The organism is Haloferax sp. Q22 (genome assembly GCF_001482285.1).
Classification (GTDB): Archaea; Halobacteriota; Halobacteria; order Halobacteriales; family Haloferacaceae; genus Haloferax.
The window spans coordinates 73,760-90,435 of record NZ_LOEP01000056.1 but is presented as its reverse complement, the minus strand read 5'-3'; the positions used below and the strand labels follow the sequence as shown (position 1 = coordinate 90,435).

General features: G+C 65.6%; 15 protein-coding genes and 2 tRNA genes. 4 read left to right on the top strand and 13 right to left on the bottom strand.

The window, feature by feature from the left end; translation table 11 throughout:
* Positions 1-112: 112 nt before the first annotated feature.
* From AM590_RS19120 to AM590_RS19105, 4 genes are read right to left on the bottom strand one after another with little or no spacing between them, the layout of a single operon-like run.
* The gene (locus AM590_RS19120; protein WP_058828857.1) at positions 113-772 is read right to left on the bottom strand and encodes a 30S ribosomal protein S3ae; all 660 of its coding nucleotides are present in this window, start codon (positions 770-772) and stop codon (positions 113-115) included.
* On the bottom strand, positions 765-1,007 hold the full coding sequence (locus AM590_RS19115) for a KEOPS complex subunit Pcc1 (protein ID WP_058828856.1): 243 nt from the start codon (positions 1,005-1,007) through the stop codon (positions 765-767). Before AM590_RS19115 ends, AM590_RS19120 begins: the two co-directional genes overlap by 8 nt.
* Positions 1,004-2,125, bottom strand: a complete 1,122-nt coding sequence (locus tag AM590_RS19110) for a hypothetical protein (protein WP_058828855.1) — start codon at positions 2,123-2,125, stop codon at positions 1,004-1,006. Before AM590_RS19110 ends, AM590_RS19115 begins: the two co-directional genes overlap by 4 nt.
* Positions 2,126-2,129: 4 nt before the next feature.
* Complete coding sequence (locus AM590_RS19105) at positions 2,130-2,597, bottom strand: 30S ribosomal protein S15 (protein WP_004977438.1); 468 nt, start codon at positions 2,595-2,597, stop codon at positions 2,130-2,132.
* Between the two features lie 244 nt (positions 2,598-2,841).
* On the opposite strand from AM590_RS19105, the gene AM590_RS19100 reads away from it, so the two are divergent.
* Positions 2,842-2,913 (top strand) — tRNA-Ala (locus AM590_RS19100).
* A gap of 497 nt (positions 2,914-3,410) precedes the next feature.
* Here AM590_RS19100 and AM590_RS19095 read toward each other — a convergent pair.
* Positions 3,411-3,623 carry a hypothetical protein gene (locus AM590_RS19095; protein WP_058828854.1) on the bottom strand — a complete coding sequence of 71 codons (213 nt, stop codon included), beginning with the start codon at positions 3,621-3,623 and terminating at the stop codon, positions 3,411-3,413.
* Between the two features lie 132 nt (positions 3,624-3,755).
* Between AM590_RS19095 and AM590_RS19090 the strand changes: the two genes are divergently transcribed.
* Positions 3,756-4,391, top strand: coding sequence for a VRR-NUC domain-containing protein (locus AM590_RS19090; protein WP_082677787.1), 636 nt, complete (start codon positions 3,756-3,758; stop codon positions 4,389-4,391).
* 104 nt (positions 4,392-4,495) lie between these two features.
* Positions 4,496-4,567: transfer RNA gene (locus tag AM590_RS19085), tRNA-Ala, on the top strand.
* A gap of 406 nt (positions 4,568-4,973) precedes the next feature.
* Here AM590_RS19085 and AM590_RS19080 read toward each other — a convergent pair.
* Positions 4,974-5,711, bottom strand: a complete 738-nt coding sequence (locus AM590_RS19080) for an HNH endonuclease (RefSeq protein ID WP_058828852.1) — start codon at positions 5,709-5,711, stop codon at positions 4,974-4,976.
* A gap of 157 nt (positions 5,712-5,868) precedes the next feature.
* On the opposite strand from AM590_RS19080, the gene AM590_RS19075 reads away from it, so the two are divergent.
* Positions 5,869-7,380, top strand: coding sequence for a hypothetical protein (locus AM590_RS19075; RefSeq protein WP_058828851.1), 1,512 nt, complete (start codon positions 5,869-5,871; stop codon positions 7,378-7,380).
* Positions 7,381-7,428: 48 nt separating this feature from the next.
* Here the strand turns inward: AM590_RS19075 and AM590_RS19070 are convergent, their stop codons facing one another.
* The 7 genes from AM590_RS19070 to AM590_RS19040 are packed head-to-tail and all read right to left on the bottom strand — an operon-like array spanning position 7,429 to position 16,180.
* On the bottom strand, positions 7,429-8,205 hold the full coding sequence (locus AM590_RS19070; RefSeq protein ID WP_058828850.1) for a hypothetical protein: 777 nt from the start codon (positions 8,203-8,205) through the stop codon (positions 7,429-7,431).
* On the bottom strand, positions 8,202-8,708 hold the full coding sequence (locus AM590_RS19065) for a hypothetical protein (RefSeq protein WP_058828849.1): 507 nt from the start codon (positions 8,706-8,708) through the stop codon (positions 8,202-8,204). The genes AM590_RS19070 and AM590_RS19065 overlap by 4 nt, the downstream gene beginning before the upstream one ends.
* Positions 8,705-9,697 carry a hypothetical protein gene (locus tag AM590_RS19060; protein WP_058828848.1) on the bottom strand — a complete coding sequence of 331 codons (993 nt, stop codon included), beginning with the start codon at positions 9,695-9,697 and terminating at the stop codon, positions 8,705-8,707. The genes AM590_RS19065 and AM590_RS19060 overlap by 4 nt, the downstream gene beginning before the upstream one ends.
* A complete protein-coding gene (locus tag AM590_RS19055) occupies positions 9,685-10,320 on the bottom strand; it encodes a hypothetical protein (RefSeq protein ID WP_058828847.1) in 636 nt (211 codons plus the stop codon). Before AM590_RS19055 ends, AM590_RS19060 begins: the two co-directional genes overlap by 13 nt.
* On the bottom strand, positions 10,314-10,823 hold the full coding sequence (locus AM590_RS19050) for a hypothetical protein (protein ID WP_058828846.1): 510 nt from the start codon (positions 10,821-10,823) through the stop codon (positions 10,314-10,316). The genes AM590_RS19055 and AM590_RS19050 overlap by 7 nt, the downstream gene beginning before the upstream one ends.
* On the bottom strand, positions 10,823-12,865 hold the full coding sequence (locus tag AM590_RS19045) for a type II secretion system F family protein (RefSeq protein ID WP_058828845.1): 2,043 nt from the start codon (positions 12,863-12,865) through the stop codon (positions 10,823-10,825). The genes AM590_RS19050 and AM590_RS19045 overlap by 1 nt, the downstream gene beginning before the upstream one ends.
* Positions 12,866-16,180: an ATPase, T2SS/T4P/T4SS family gene (locus AM590_RS19040; RefSeq protein WP_058828844.1), complete on the bottom strand. Its 3,315-nt coding sequence runs from the start codon at positions 16,178-16,180 to the stop codon at positions 12,866-12,868.
* Positions 16,181-16,676: the final 496 nt, after the last annotated feature.

The following is a 16,676-nucleotide window of genomic DNA, read 5'->3' as shown; positions in this document are numbered from 1 at the left end:
CGCAGCGTCGGCTTCGAGCTTTCGCACCTGACCGGAGAGCGACGTGGCTCTCGCTCTGCGCGTGGGCGCGTAAAAAGTCGAAATTCGAAGTCGGGCCGTCGGCGAGACGGGCTTACGCTTCGGTCTCTTCGTCGACGTCGACTGCGACGTCGTCTTCGTCGACGCTGACGGCGGCTTCCTCTTCGGCCTCGACCTCTTCGGGGCGGGCTTCGAGGGAGAACTTCTTGACCTCGACGCGGCGCAGGGGGTAGATGACCTTCGCGTCGCCGTAGATGGCCGACGAGAGGCGACCCTCGACGACGCTCTCGGTGAGCGCGTCGTAGGTGTGACCCGTGATGGCCTCGCGGGTGAGCTTCGTCATGATGCGACGGATTTCGTGTTCCTGGCTGCGGTCGGCCTTCTTCGTGGTGAAGGCGACGGGCTGGAGCTGGACGCGGTAGTCGTCCTTGGTGATGGCCGTGACGTTGGCTTCGATTTTGGACGCGCCGCGGCGGACGAGGCTACGGAGGTAGTCTCGGGTGAGCTCCTGCTGGATGAACTCGGTGTAGGCGGCGTCGCTACCCACGTCGGTAATCTTGAACGTGAGCTTGACGTTGTTCGCGCCCTGGTCGTCGTTGAGTTCGCCGAGGGTGGACTCGACGGTGCGACCGTTGATCTTCTCGGGTTCGTCCGCGAAGGTCGAACCGAGTTCCTTACGGTCGAAATTCTCGGGAGCGATGACGGTGTACCATCGCTTTCCGCGCTTCTGCTTGGAGACGGATCGTTCACTCATGGTTAGTGTCTGTGTGCGTTCGTGTGGCTTCGATGACGGTCTCCGCGACCGTCACGTTGACGACGTAGTCATCGACCGTGGCGTGCAGGCCGCCGGTCGAATCGCGTTCGATTGTGGTGATGAGTTCGTCCCCCTCGACTCGGGTGCGCATCGACTCCGTGTTGTCCGGTTCGAGCGCGCCGGCGATGATGCCGGGGTCGTTGTGGGTCGTTCGCAGGGTCGCACGCCGCGTCATCGGCGCACCTCCCTGACGGCCGCGACGACGTCGCTCGGCTCCGCCGCGGAGTCGAACGTCATCGTCGCCTCCGACGGCGACCCGGTCGCGGACGCGTCCGGCAGTTCGTTCGCGGCCGCGGCGAGGTCCTCGTCCAGTCCGGCAGGGCCGGTCGAGACGAGGGCCGCGGCACCGACGCCGACCGCGAGAACGGTCGGCTCGGGCGAGCGGAAGTCGCGGGCGAGCCTCGCCACCGTGGCGAGTCGCCCCGGCGACGACAGGTCACAGGAGAGCGCGTAGAGGCTCTCGTAGCGGCCCGTCGTCGCCCCGCGGAGCGCGGCGTGGGTCGCCTGCGCGTGGTCGCGCCACGCGTCGAGCGCGGCGTCTCGAACGTCGTGTCCGAGCGCCAGCGCGACGGCGGTTCCGGGCGACTCCCGGACGGTCGCGTCGAGCACGTCGGCGAAGCCGCCGACGGTTTCGAACGGCCCGTTCGGGGTCGCCTCCGAGCGCAAGACGCGCTCGACGGCGGTCGCCGCTCGGGCGGTCGCCTCGCCAGTCGTCGCGTCGATGGCGACGAGGGAGGCGACTCGTCTGCGAGCGTCCGCGTCGAGTTCGGCCGGGAGCGACAGTTCGGCGAGCGTCGCCTGCGCGCGCTCCCTGTCGGCCGAAAACGACGCGTGGACGAGCGTCGAGTGCGCCAGCCCGTCTGCGAGGTCGCCCGTCGGGACGGCCACGCCGGGTCCGGCTTCGACGCCCGCGTCGGCCGCGGCGTTCGCGAGTTCGGTGTCGTCGTCCGGCGTCACGTCGGCGGCGTGGAAGCCGGCCAGCGCGACTGCCGGGTCGGGGTCGACTCCGAGTTCGCGGACGACCGAGACGGCGTCGGTCGGGTCGAGTTCGAGGTCCGCATCGGCGTTCGACAGGCCCACGACTGCCACAACGTCGTCGTTTGCGACAGTGTCCGGGGCGTCGGTCGCGCGGATGCGGAAGGGGACGTCGAGTGTCCTGAGCGCCCGTCCGATAACACCGGCGGCCGCGACAGCGGCACCGCTCGCGCTGACGCGAAGGCGAACGAACGTCGCCTCGCGGAGCGTGGCGGCGGCGTCGGCGGCGGGTGTCTGTTCGGCGGGGCTCACGGACATTCAGTTATTCTTCGAGGAGTTCGACAGCGACGTCGTAGCTGTAGGTGAAGTCGTCGTCGAGCTTGTCGCCGCGGTAGTACGAGACGAGGCGGCGAATCTTCGACTCCGTGTTCTGCAGGGCGCGACGGTTGGACTTGTCCTGCTGGTTCTCCTCCATGTGCTCGCGGAGGCGCACGGCGCGCTCCATGAGGTTACGGAGGTCCTCGGGGAGGTCGCCTGCGGCGTCGTTCTCCTCGAGGATGGTGGTGACCTTCTTGCCCGTGGCGAGCTTGACGTCCGGGACGGGAACGCCCTTGACGCCTTCGTCGCGCAGGGACAGGCCGATCTGGCTCGGGTCCTTGCCCTGTTCTGCAAGTTCGACGACGCGGGCTTCGATGTCAGCCGCGTCGACGTCGCTCCACTCCGGTGCTTCGTCTGCCACCGGCTTGTCCGAGCTGGACGAGCCACGGCGGCGGGTGTGCATTCGTGCCATTGTTGCGGGTTGGAACCGCACTGACCGCAGAAACGAGTACCCCGCAGTCGTCTCACCGACTGCTGGGGCACTACCGCAATCCCAAGCCCGAACCGGGCGAGTCAGATTTGCGGCCGTGCTGGATTCCCATCGGGTTGTCCACGCGCGCCGGGTTAAACCGTTTCGACTCGGCCCTGACTCGACCCCAACTCAACCCGGTCGGAATCGAAGGGCTTCTAAACGGGCGACGGCTATTGGAAGGTGCGGGCTCGTAGATCAGGGGTAGATCACTCCCTTGGCATGGGAGAGGCCCCGGGTTCAAATCCCGGCGAGTCCACTCACTTCTTCCGTCGCTTCGCTCCGTCAGTCGTTCGTGGACTCGCCGACGTCCCACTCGCTCTGCTCGCGGGACTCCCGGCGAGTCCATTTCTGAACGAAGTGAAGAAATGACGAGACGAGCACTCGCCGTGGCGAGCGCGTGGATTTGAAGCCCTGGAAGTCGCGCGGAGCGAACATCGTGAGCGAGCACGTCTTCCTCCGGGTTCAAATCCCGTGAACTTCGTTCACGACCTTCGCAAACCTCCGGTTTGCTCAGTCCCGGCGAGTCCACTCACTTCTTCCGTCGCTTCGCTCCGTCAGTCGTTCGTGGACTCGCCGACGTCCCACTCGCTCTGCTCGCGGGACTCCCGGCGAGTCCCCAGCAATCGCAATCGAGCTATTGGCGGCTTCTGAGCCAACTGTTTGCCCCGCTATGGGCACCCACGAGTCCGGCACTCGTGTCCGACTACCGTGGCTGAAAAGAGCCGATTCGACGCGCCAGCACCTCTCGGCGACTCACCCCTCGTCTTCGAACACGCTCATGTCCTTCGCCGCGAGGTCGGTCACGTGTTTGACGATCTCCGGGTCGACCTGCGCGATGTCGTCGCCGTCGTGGACCTGTTCGTTGTGTCGCTCGATGGCGTCCGCGACCTCGGAAAGCGAAACGCGCGTGGTCGTGTCGCAGGCCTCGCACACGACCGGGACTTCGGGAGCGTCGTCGTCAGTCATACCGAGTCGTTCCGTCAGCGACGGAAAAAACGAGTCGGTTCGTCGTTCGAAGCGCAAGAGCTTCGCACGAGTCTCGACCGGGGCACCTGTTCCGATAAACCGATACGGGACTACGGCGACAGCGACTACACGATGCGATACGGCTCTGGCGAGTACGAGTTGGTTTTCAGACGGCTACCTGAAACCGACACAATAGCGGGTCGAACCTACTTAGAGCTGGATTGGGCGAGCGACACGGCGTCGTATCCGGGGTCGTTCGAATCGCCGGTGACCTACGAGTGTTGTTACGAGGGCGACGCAGTCAACGCCGAGGACTTGGTTTCGACTTACCTCACCGAACACGTCGGCGGCCTCGTCATCAATATCGACAGCACGCGGAACCATCCCGTCCTCGACGGCAGACAGTTCGTAGAATCGGCGTGGGAGACCGATAACTTGGACGAACATGCTCGGTTTTCGAATGTCAGATTCGCGGACGCGATTGAACGCGGCCTCCGCGAGATCGCCGGACCGATGCGGACCGACGCGTCTGAAACGGTTCTCGCCGAAATATTCGACCGAACCGAACCCATCGAGCGCTTACGAGAGGCACTCGGATTCTCCGGCGCACCGGACCTCGTTGGTATCGACCAACAGCTGTTCGGCGGCCCGGTTCTCGTGGAAGTCAAGGCACACACCGACCAGTTTCAGGACACCCAAGCGCATTGGATGGGGACGTTCCGAAACCTGTTCACGGATGTGTACGTCTGTGAAGTTCGGCCCGCGTAGACAAGGGACACCACAACGGACTGCGATCTGTGTCCGCACCCCACAGCCGTCGAACGATTCGAAGCCCTTATTTATCCGACCGGGAAATGGATGATTGCGTTTGAGGGCTCGTAGATCAGGGGTAGATCACTCCCTTGGCATGGGAGAGGCCCCGGGTTCAAATCCCGGCGAGTCCATTTCTGAACGAAGTGAAGAAATGACGAGACGAGCGCTCGCCGTGGCGAGCGCGTGGATTTGAAGCCCTGGAAGTCGCGCGGAGCGAACATCGTGAGCGAGCACGTCTTCCTCCGGGTTCAAATCCCGTGAACTTCGTTCACGACCTTCGCAAACCTCCGGTTTGCTCAGTCCCGGTGAGTCCACTCACTTCCTTTCGGTCACTTCGTTCCCTTCAGTCGTCCGTGGACTCGCCGACGCCCCGCTCGCTGCGTCTGCGGGCGACCCGCGAGTCGCCCGCATGGCATGCGAGACGGCAGTGCCGTCTCGCTCTGCTCGCGGGACTCCCGGCGAGTCCGGAAATCGAACTGGTGATGTTGAATCGATTGCGATTCGTCGGTGAGCGCTCTCTCGCCCGATGACACCATTCTACCCAACGAGTCCGGCGAATCCGCCACCTCCCGTCGCCGCGAGGGCAATGCCCGCGATGAGCAAGAGGACGCAGATGAGCGTCAGGCCGATTGCGATGCCGATTCGCCTGGCGTTTCGGTAGTATATCTCCGTCGTCTCCTCGGGGAGTTCGTCGTCGTCACCCTCCAGTACCTCCTCGATGGCGCTGGAACTCGCTCCCGAGGTGCGACACGAGATGTACGACCCGAGGATGAACCCCGTCGAGAGCACCCACGCGAGTGCGCCGAACCCGACGCCGAAGTTCGCTAGCGCGGAGATGTCCGTCACGATGTCCGCTTGGAGGAGCACCGTGACGCCCGTCCCGAAGACGCTCGCGATGAGCACATTCAGTTTCGTTATCTCGATGGCGTCGCCCGCGAACGCCTCCACCGTGCTCGCGTGGTTCCGCACCTTCGCCCGCTCGCGGAAGTCGCGCTGGAGGCTCGACGCGATTCTGTCGCCGAGCTCGCCCATGTCGAACCGGCGGTGACAGTTCGGACACAGCGCGACGAGGTTCTCGGGGTCGTCGGCGTCGTTGGAGTTCTCGAAGTCCCGTGCTGGGCGCTCGTGAGCGACCTCCAAGATGTTCGACCCCTCGTCGTACTCGCGGCCGCAGTTCTGACACGTGTAGTCGTCGCGGCGAAATATCCGCTCGCGGTCGATGGTTCTCCGCCTCCGCGTCGTCTGCCTGGTCGTCGTCTCGGCGTCCTCCGGCATCGGTCACTCGTCTGTCTGTCTCGTATCCCGGTGAAATTCGTTTTCCTTGACACGGAACCGGTCGACGCGGCGCAGGTCAGCCCCAGCGAACGATTCCACTTACCTGACTGTCAGGTACCCCGCGAGGTTTTCACCCCGCGTCGCCTTCAGTCAGGTAATGAGCGGTCGTCCCCGTGTTCCACTGGTCTATCGCGTCGTCAGAGACCGGACGGCGCAGACCTCGCCGATTGCGGTCGTTCTCCTGTTGGCGATTACGGTCGCCGGAACGACCGCCGTCGTCGCGCTCGGCGGGGTCGCCCTCGAGGAGACGAAACAGGAGTCCCAACTGACGCGCGCCGAGCACTCGATGACGCTGTTCGACTCGCGAGTCGCCATCTCCGCGCTCGGCGAGGGAGAGACGCAGTTCGTCGACCTCGGCGGGACCGGCGGCGGCACCTACGTCGTCGACGACAACACCGGGTGGCTACGCGTCACGCACAAAAACTACACCGACGCCGGCGACGACCAAGTGCTCTACAACGAGTCGCTCGGGAGCGTCGAGTACCGCGACGGCGACGCCCGAATCGCCTACGAAGGAGGCAGCGTCTGGCGCACGCAGGACGGCGGCACGACCATGGTCTCGCCGCCGGAGTTCCACTACCGCGGTGCGACGCTGACACTTCCGGTCGTCCGAGTCGCCGGCGATGGGTCCGCGTCGGGCGACGTGTCCGCGCGGATCTCTGCGACCGAGCGCGCTCGGCGCGTCTACCCCAACGAGACCGCGAGCTACGACACGATACCGGCCAGCTACGACAACCCGGTCAGCAACGGAACGGTCGTCGTGACGGTCCACAGCGACCACTACCGGGGCTGGGCCTCGTTCTTCGAGTCGCGGAGTGAGGGCACCGTGACGGTCGACGACGCCAATCAGACCGCGAACGTGGAACTGGAGACGCTCGGACTCGTCGGTGAGTTCCAGATGCCGAACGAGGGCACGTCGGTCGACGTGCGCGGAATGGCCGCGAACCACAACGTCTCGACGTTCACGCTCACGCTCTCGAACGACCAGCACCTCCAGAATATGGAGTGGGGAATGTACTACGACGGCGACCAGAAGGACCTCGAACTCCACGTGCAGGCGGACGACAAGTGCAAGAGCGGCAGTTACGACGGCACGTTCGACCTGACGCTGTACTACGCCACCGAGGACGGCAAGTACCACGGCTGGCAGGCGACCGACCTCGACCCGGACACGAGCGACGCGGTGAGCATCGACTGCACGGCCAGCACTCCTGAACTCACCGTCAACTTCACCAGTTCGGAGACGATGACCTACGGCGACATCCAGTCGGACAAGGGCTTCGGCAACCAGAACAAGTGGCAGTTCGCCCCCGAAATCGTCGACGGCGAGGCCTACGACAGCGTCACCTTCGACGAACACGACGTCGACGGCGGCCAGACGTTCTCGAAGGCCGCCGGCGACACCGCCCGGATGGACTTCGTCATCAACCACTACTTCTCGCTGGCCGCGCCGCAGTTCGAACTGACCGTCACGGACGGCCCGGGCAATAGCCAGAGCGTCGACGAGTCCGGGTCGCACGGCAACCTCGACTACGACCAGGCCGAGGGCGGCCAGTTCATCACCTTCCTGCACATCACCGAAAACGAGGTCGAAGTCGACGTCGAGTGAGCGACGTGACCGGTCGTAATGGCGTCCCGTCCTCACACGACCTCATCCTCAGTCCGCGAACGTCATATCAACCGACGTCGAGACGGCGTAGACGCGCTCGGCCCCGTTCACGTAACACGAGACGCTCGGATAGCCGTCCGGCGTCGCGGCCGGTTCGACCGGGTCGCAGGTCACGTCGGGGCGGCTCGATAGCTCCTCGCGCCAGAGCGCCGCCCGCGGGGAGCGAACGGTTAGGTTCACGTCGTACTGCCCGTCGGTTCGCGCGGCCAGCACGTCGCTTGCGGCCTTGTCGGCGCGGATGAGGAACGTCCCCGACCCGCCGACCGAGGTCGTCGCCTCCTCGTCGGGCCGCGTCACGAACGCCGGAATCAACACCCGCTCTTGGGTGAGCACGAACGACGGTCGCCGGACGAACGTCCCGCTGTCGCCGCGGGTCCTGAGAAGCGCGTCGAACACGTAGACGACGCGCTCGTCGCTGGAATCGGCCGCGTAGACGACCGGCGAGACCTCGTAGGTGTTGGTGAAGTTGACCGACGAGTTCGTCGTCAACTCCCCGGAGACGACGAACTCGACGGGGCGGTCGAGCGTCAGGCTGGCGTCCTGCAGTTTCACCTCCGTGGCTCGGCTCGGCGCGCCGCGGTCGGCGATGTCCTCCATGTTGTCGCCGAGGATGTCCAGCGCGCGCTCGGCGTTGTTGACGCGCTCTACGTCGCGGGCGTCTTGGAGGCCAGTCATGCCGACGGCGGAAACGAGGCCGACCATCGAGAGCACGATGGCGAAGACGAAGACAAACCCAAGCGTGTCGCTCACCGCGCGGTCGCTCACGAGTCCACCTCCAGCGCCCCCACCGACGGATCGTAGCTGATGACCACGTCGCCGCCGTCGGCCCGGCTCGCGGCCAGCGAGGTCTCCGTCTTTACAGGAACACGAACCGTCACCTCGGGGTCGGTCGAAGTGAGCACGAGTTCGTTCGGCGACCCCGACACCACTTCGATGGTGTAGGTCGTGCCGGCGACTCTCGGGGGCAGTCGAACCGTCGCCTCGACCCGAGACTCGCCCGGTGCGGCCCCGATTCGGTCGACCGATTCGATGCCGGCCGCGAGCCGATTCCCGACCACGTCGAGTTCTGTCTCCGTGACTCGCTCGCGCTCGTCGGAGACGAAGCCGCCGGCGGCGACCAACAGCCCCGAGATAAGAACGACCGTGATAGAGAGCGTGAGGACGTAACCGAGCGCCGTCGAGACGCCGCGGTCGGTCGAGCGGGACCGCTCGCGGCTCCCGCGCCGAACGCGACCCTCACGTCCGTCCGGGGCTATCGGTGGCGTCACGCAATCTCACCCGGTGCGACCCGAAGCTCTCGGTAGACGTACGTCTCGCCCGACTCGTAGACGTACGAGACGGTGACGGCGTACAGCGCCTCTTGTGCGACCGGCGACGACCCGCTCTCGGCGGACGCGTATTTCTCCGAGTCGAAGACCGTCGCGTTCGTCTCGTTCACGTACAGTTCATAGGTCCCCTCGGCCTGCACGGCGTTCCGGTACGACACCGCGACCGTGCCATCGAGGTCGGAGTGGACCGCGTCGAGCGGGTCACAGGCGGTCCCGTTGAGTCGGCCTTCAGCGATGTCGATAGAGACGGAATCGCCCGCATCGGCCGCCACGCTACAGGTCGTCCGGGTCCCGCCGGCGTCCTCGACGGTCACGAAGACCCGCGTCGAATTCCGGTAGACTTCCGTCTCGACCGCGTTCGTCCCGCCGTCGACGACGAGTTCGAACGCCGACCCGCTGCTCGTCGCGAGCGAGTCGCGCGAGACGTTGAACCGGACGCCGCGGACGCCAACGCCGCTGGCGAGCGTCCAGTCGGTCGACTCGTTCGCGTCCGAAAAGTTCCGTGCCGCGTCGGACTGCGAGATTCGGGTGCCCTCGACGTGGTCGACGCGCGAGGCGTTCGTCGCGGCTCCCCTGACCGCCGCGAGCGTCGCGGCCGCGTCGCTCCAGTTGCCGAACGTCTCGTCGAACGAGCCGGTGAGTTCGCCGTACGTTCCGCCCCCGCGGTTGGTCTCGTCGAGGAGGACTCCCGCACCGGCTTCGACCGTGCGGCCGTGGCTCACGGCCCCGTCGAGGCTCGTATCGGTCGTCCGCGTGGCGAGGTTCTCCGTGTAAATCGCGGTGTTGAGCGTCAGCGCGAGCCCGACGAGGAGGACTGCGATTGCGAGCGCGGCGACGAGCATCAGTTGGCCGCGGTCGTCGCCGGCGAAGCGCGCGGCTCCCGTCGCCTCGTCGCTCGGGCCGTCGAACGCGTCGGTCACATCCGCCATACGACCACCTCCACGTCGACGACGCCGTAGAGCGGCCCCGCGTTCCCGTCTTGGATGAAATACGTCTCGTCGCTCGCAGCGGCGACCGATTCGAGCGTCTTCGACGTTTCGGCCGCCCGGGGGTCGCCGCTCGGCGACGTGCCCGGTTCGGTCAGCACGTCGTCGTCCGCGAGCGTCACGAGTCGCGTCCGCGAGACGGCGTGGTCGCTCGGTTCGCCCATGAACACGAGGCGAGTCGTCCGGCGGACCTCCCGGTCCCGAAGGTAGTGCAGGTAGACGTTGAACGCGATGCCGCGGTCCAAGAATGACTCGTCGAGCATCGCCCCGAAGGCGGTCGGCGGGCCGCCGTCGACGTAGTAGCCTCGCGCGTCGATGTCGTAGAAGCTCCCGTTTTCGGGGTGCGTGAACAGGAGCGTCCGCTTCAGCGCGCCGGTCTCGGCGGCAGCCGTCAGCACGCCGTCGGCGACGGCGGCCTGCTGGTTCTCGATGTGCTGGCTCGACGTACTCGCGGTCAGGGGCGTCACCGCGGTCACCTGCAGCGCGAACGTGACGCTGGCGAGGAGGACCATCGCGGCGACGATGGCTTCGAGCGCGTGGGCCTGTGCGCGAGACACGGTCACCACACCCTCACCGATAGCTCATGGAGTTCGCCGTCGAGGAGGACGGCCCGCCGAGCGGCGACGACGCTCCGAGTTGTCGGGACCGACTCGCCGGTCGTCCCGACGACGGTTCCCCCTCGCGAGAGCGTGACGTTGAGACCGTAGGACGCGTCGATGCCGGTCGCAGCGTTGGGGTCGGCGCTCCCGTAGTCGCAGTCGCCGGGCGGCGGGTCCCCGTCGAAGAACGCCTGGGTGCAGGCCGCATCGAGCACGTCCGGATTCTCGTCGTCGACGAGCAGGCGCTGGGTGAGTGAGTCGGCGGCGCGGTTGGCGACGAGCGGGCGGTCCTGTTCGGCCTCGAAGGGGTCGAGAATCTGCGGGATGGTGCCGACGACCCACGCGACCGCCAGGAGGAAGATGCCGACGCCGACGGCGAAGTCGATGGTCGTCTGGGCGCGGGCGCTCCGGCCGGTCGCCCCGCGTCGGTCGTCACTGCGTCGGCCGTCACCGCGGTCGCGTCGCCGCATCAGCCGACCACCATCCACACCGCGAGCGAGAGCGTCTGGAGGATGACGACGAACTTGACCCCCGAGAGGAGGTCCGCGTTGCGGATGTAGCCGCTGATGAACCCCGAGAGCATCGCCTGGATAGTGACGCCGTGGAAGAACAGAAGCGACAGCAGGTCGGGGTCGATGCCGCCGCCGAAACTCGGGCCGCCGGTCGTCGCGCTGCCGGAACTCGACGCCTGCGAGGAGAGGCCGGCCATCACGTCGAGGAACTGCGTCTTCAGGATGGCCATCACCGCCAGCAGCGTCACGTAGGTCATGAGGATGATGGCGACCTGCATCCGGGTCCGCGAGATGCGCTCGCGCTCGATGTCGTCTTGGTTCTCGGAGGCCTGCGCGGCCGTCGTCAGAACCTCGGTTATCTGGCTCGATGCCTCCTGGGCCTTCGTGATGAGCTTGACCGTCCGGGCGAGCCGCGGGATGTGGTACTTGTTGTTGAACTCGACGAGCGCCTCTCTGAGGCTCATGCCGTAGTGGACCTTCGCGTACATCACCTCGAACTCGTCGGCGAGTTTCCCAGAGGAGGTGTCGGAGACGGTCTTGATGGATTCAAGGAGCGTCTGGCCGGTGTCGTTCGCGCTCGACAGCTTTCGGAGGTTGTCCGAGAGTTTCCCCGTGATGGCCGACCGCGAGTGGACGTTCCACTCGTGGAAGACGGTCAGCGGCACCGCGATGAGGTAGACCGGCACGTAGAACCAGATGAACGTCCCCCAGACGGGGTTCGCTATCATTCCGTCCCACGTCGTCGGGGCGGCTCCTTCGACGACGGAGACGGCGAGGAGCGAGAGGGCCGCAGGCACCGTCAGCGCGAGGGTGAAAAGCGGGTGTCGCTTGAAGAATAGGTGCGGGCGGCGCAGGAGTTCCTTTGTCTTGAACGTCCCCTCGCGGTCCTTGATGCGCGAAAAGAGGCTGAACTCGCCGACGTAGCTCTCGACGAGCCCCATGTGGATGAGCCCCTCGCGCTGTTGGCCCTGCAGGCGGTCGCTTTCGTCTTCGGGGCTGAGGAAGCCGTCGCCGATTTCGTCCTGCTTGACCGTCGAGACGAGGACGAGGAAGCCGACGCCGGTCAGCGGGATGAGCCCGTAGACGGTCGCGTACAACAGCCTCGACTGGGCCTCCCCGAGCATGCTCATGATGACGAGGATGATGATGAGAAGCAGCGGGAACAGCGAGAGCGTCATGTACATCTCGCCGAACAGCTCCATCGTCTCCAGCGTCTGTTCTTGCTGTTGTTTCGCGGTCCGGAGGTGTTTGTCCTTCTTGTCGTCGAGGAAGCCCTGCATATTGCCGCCGGAGTTGACGATAGAGAGCATGTCCGTCAGGAACTGCGAGAGGTCGTCCGAGGGGGTCAAAATCGCCTGCTGGCGGATGGCGTTTCGGTAGTCGGTGCCGAAGTACTCCGTCTCTTGGACGATGCTCTGGAACTCCCGGGAGACCTCGCCGTAGGTGTCTTCGGCGCGCGCCATCGCCTCCAGAATCTCCAGTTGGTTCAGCCCGCCCACCGAAAGGGCGTACATGAACGAGATGGAGTCCGACAGGAGCATGTTTATCTCGCGTTTGCGCGCCGAAGCAGTCGAGTACGGAATCGCGACGAGCGTCCCGAACCCGCCTGCGAAGCCGAGCGACCCGAAGAAGAGCCCCGAGAGAACGACGGCCGCGGGCATCGCGAGCGACCGGAGCGTGGCCGCCGTGGCCTCGCTCCCGACCGGAATCCCGAGACTCACCGAGTCCGCCGAGACGAGGCCGAGCGCGAAGACGCCGTAGCCGACGAGCATCCCGACGAGCCACAGCGCGAGGCCGACGAGGACGCCGACGGCAAGCGCCCGCGAGAGATAGAGTTCGACGGTGTCGGGCATCCGCGCCTGCTGCAGCTTTTCTTCGATGTCGGCGACGAACTCGCCGTCCTCGTCGAAGAGGAGCTGAAACAGCGGGTAGAAGGCGTCGCCGAGGGTGTCGGTGCTGCGGTCGAGACCGCCAGAGGTCTTCGAATCGAGGTTGCTCATCTACTCGCCCTCTCCGGAGTCGGCCCCGCGAGCGCCCGCATCGTCGTCCTTGTCGTCCTCATGCGGGTCGTCGGCCTCGGCGGCCTCGAACCCGCCCCACGTCTCGTCGGTTGCGTCGTCGGCGTCGTTGGGTTCACCGTCGTCGGTTCCGGCCGCGTCAGTTTCGCCACCGTAGGTTCCGGTCTCGGCGCGTCCGTCTCGGCCCGCCCTGCCGTCCGACTTTGCCTTCGCCTCGTCGTCGATACCGAACGCGCCGAAGAAGTCGTCGAGGTCGACGTCGTCGTCGTTGGGGTCGGGGAACGAGGGCTCGTCGTCGAAGCCGAACGGTCCGTCGGGGTCGCCGAAGCCGGTCGGTTCGTCGCCCTCGCGGTCCGCGTCCACCTCGTCGCGCCCGGCCTCCAGCGCCGGCGTCTCGCCCTCGCCGTCGAGCGACGATGGGCCGTCGTCGCCCTCGATTTCGGGAGTCTCGTCTCCCGCGTCCAGTTCGTCGCGGTCCGTTCCCTCGTCGAGTTCGGGGTCTCGGGTCGACGATTCGAGCGAGTCGAGTTCGCCCCGCTCGCCGGGCGTCGCCTCCACGTCCGGCTCGTCGCGCATGTGGTTGAGCGCCTCCGCGACCTCGCCAACGTCGCGGTCGCGGTACTCGGGAAACAGCTCATCTTCGGCCCGGCGGAGGATTTCTTTCGCCAGCTTTCGGACGTGTTCCGGCGGGTCGGGTCGCGGGACCATCGCCTCGCTTTCGGGGTCGATGTTGATGTGGACCGACTCCATCTCCCGGAGGTCTTCGAGGCTCCGTTCGAGGTCGTCGGTCGCCATCAGCCCGAGGATGGTGTCCTGGTCGTTGATGAACGCCTGGAACGTCGCCGCGACCTGCGTGTAGGTGTTGAGCCCGCGGTCGATGAGGTACGCGAGGATGACCTGTCGCTTGAAAATCTCCAGTTCGAGCGTCTCCTGATTCCAGCCGCGGTCGAACTTGATGTCTTCGAGCGTGTTCGACGAGCCCATCTGGAGGAACTCGTCGGTCTCGGCCTGCCACTGGTAGACGTCTTGGACGTTTATCTCGTCGTTCTCGGGGTCGTAGTGGTTGATTTCGGTGAGCGACTTGTTCCGGCGCACCTTGTTGCCGCCGACCCGCGTCGAGGTCTGGATGGACACGAGGTCGAGGGCGGTGAACATCGTCTTCGAGACGTTGATGGGCGCGGTCGTAAACCGCTTGAGCACCTCGCCGACCGAGTCGGCGTGGAACGTCGTGTAGGTGGTGTGGCCCGTGGACATGACCTGAAACAGCGTCCGGCCCTCCTCGCCGCGAATCTCGCCCATGACGATGTAGTCGGGGCGCTGGCGGAGCGCGGCTTCGAGCAGGTCGAACTCGTCCACGTCGCCCTTGTCGTCGTCCGCGAACGACGGCCGAGTGACGGAGGCAATCCAGTTGCGCTGGGGCAGTTCGACCTCGCGGGTGTCCTCGATGGAGACGATTTTCGTGTTCGACGGGATGAAAAGCGAGACGGCGTTCAGCGAGGTGGTCTTCCCCGAGGCGGTACCGCCAGCGAAGATGAGGCTCTTGTCGTTCTCGATGCAGAGCCAGAGAAACGCCATCTCCTCCAGCGAGAACGTCGACCAGTTGATGAGGTCGATAGGCGTGAAGGGGACGTCCTTGAACTGACGGATGGTGTAGTTCGTCCCGTGGTCCGACACCTCGCGGCCGAGCGTGAGTTGCGCGCGCGACCCATCGGGGAGCGTCGCGTCCACCTGCGGGCGTCGCTTCGAGATGCCCTTCCCCGAGCGCTGGGCGAGTTTCACGACGAAGTCGTCGAGTTCGCCCTGGCCGTGGTAGACGTTCGAGATGATCTGCTCGTAGTCGGAGTGGTAGACGAACACCGGCGAGTTGTAGCCGTCGCAGGAGATGTCCTCCACGTTGATGTCGTGTTTGATGCCGTCGATGCGCTCGTAGCCGATGAAGTCGCGGCGGAGGTAGTACTGGAGCTTCCGCACCTGGTAGTCGTTCAGGTCGTCGGCGTCGTCGGCGAGGACGGCCGGTTCGGGCCGGGCGGCGATGCCGTCGATACCGCCGAGCGGTTCGCCATCGTCGGCGTCGCGTGAGCGACCGCCGAAGACTGAGCCCAACCCGAGTCGGGAGCCGAGTCCGCCGAACCGACCGGGGGTCGAAGCGGTCGTCGAAGCGTCGGCCGACGAGCCGTTTCCGCCGCCGAAAAGGCCGCCCAGTCCGAGTCGAGACGCGAGGCCCGAAGAGGCAGCCGACGCCCCGTCAGCGGCCGAACCATCGTCGCTTCCGCCGGTCGCGGATGCCGACGCCGGCGGGTCGTAGAGGTCGTACCGCGAGAGCAGTTCGTACGTCTCGGCCTCGATGACTCGCCCGCGGTTGTCGCTGCCGCCCTCGACGACGCTGTCGTCGCCGTACTTGATGGCGGTCCGAAGCTTGTTCGTGAGGAACTCCGTCAGGTCGTCTTCGATGCGGTTCAGGTGCGGTTCGACCACGTAGTACTTCTTCTCGTTTTCCTTGACGGAGTGGAAGATGATGACGAACGCGTAGGGCTTGTTCACCCAGTAGCGCTCGACCTCGCGGAAGTGCGTCTTCTTCTCCATCGGCACGGCCTTCTCGAGGTCGTAGCGGTTCGACAACGTGGTCGTGCCGTCGACGCTGGAGAAGAACGCGTCCTCGTCGAACTCGGGGTCGACATCGACCGTGCGCTCCTCGACGACGGCGTCGAGTTCCTCGGCGCGCTGGCCGGCCCGCGCGAGCGCGTTCTCGATGTAGTCGGGGTCGAAACCGAGCGCCTCCTCGCCGTCGAAGCGGACGATTTCGCCCTCGGAATCCCGCGGGCGGGAACCGTCGCCCTCGTAGTAGTACTCGCGCTTGTAGTGTTCCCACAGCCAGGTGTCCTTGACGACGGGCGTCGTCTCGGGGTCGCAGAAGGCTTCGAACTGCTCGTTGATGTTCGTCGCGTGCGCGCCGCGCTTACCGATGAACTCCGCCACGTCGACCGGGTGACAGTCGAGGTACTTCTCGGGGTCGAGGTCGACGCGGTCCCAGTCGGTCCGGGTCGGCGTCGAGGCCGTCCGCTCGTCGTCTTCCTCCCACCGGGACGTGCCGGGCGCGTCGCGTCGCGTCCGCGGGTCGGTCCCGTAGAGCGCTTCGACGTCGCCGTCGCTTCCGTACTCGTCGAGAAAGTCTGCCCACGTGTACGACCCGACGCGCGCGTTCGACGCCTGCTCCGGAGCGGTGTCGCTCTCCTCGGGTGGCGTTACATCACCCGTTAACGCCTTTCGCTCCCCTCCGTCGGCGTCGTCCGTTGCCATTGTCACCGGGTATCCGGGCCGATGGAAAAGTCTTTTTCTCAGCTAATTCACAGTTTAAGTCCATTTTAAGTTATATTTTTATACCATTTTATAAGTGAACGTCGTGACGGCGCATCCAGACCGCCGGCTTAATTGGGGCTTTATCGCGGCGTGAGGTGGGGTGAATCGGGGGACGCCCGTAGGGTAGTGATTTTCTGACATGTGCAGCACGGGAGACAGGTCATCGCCGTTGCGGGCCGGTATTTCATCGTCGGGGAGACGAAAGAGCGGTGAGGAAAGGGCGTTTGCGAGGGGGTTGCGAATCCCGTACGAGGCAGCCTGACACGGCTCGCTGTCGCCCGAGGGCCTCAACGGGCGTGACGGGACTGAGCGAATCAGGCGTGACGGGATTCGAACCTCGGTCGCAACTCTACGAGTTGTTCCCTGATTCGAATCCCTGTGCCGTTTTCACGGCTCACTCCGCTCGTCGCGTAACGGGCGTGGCGGGAGTCCCGCG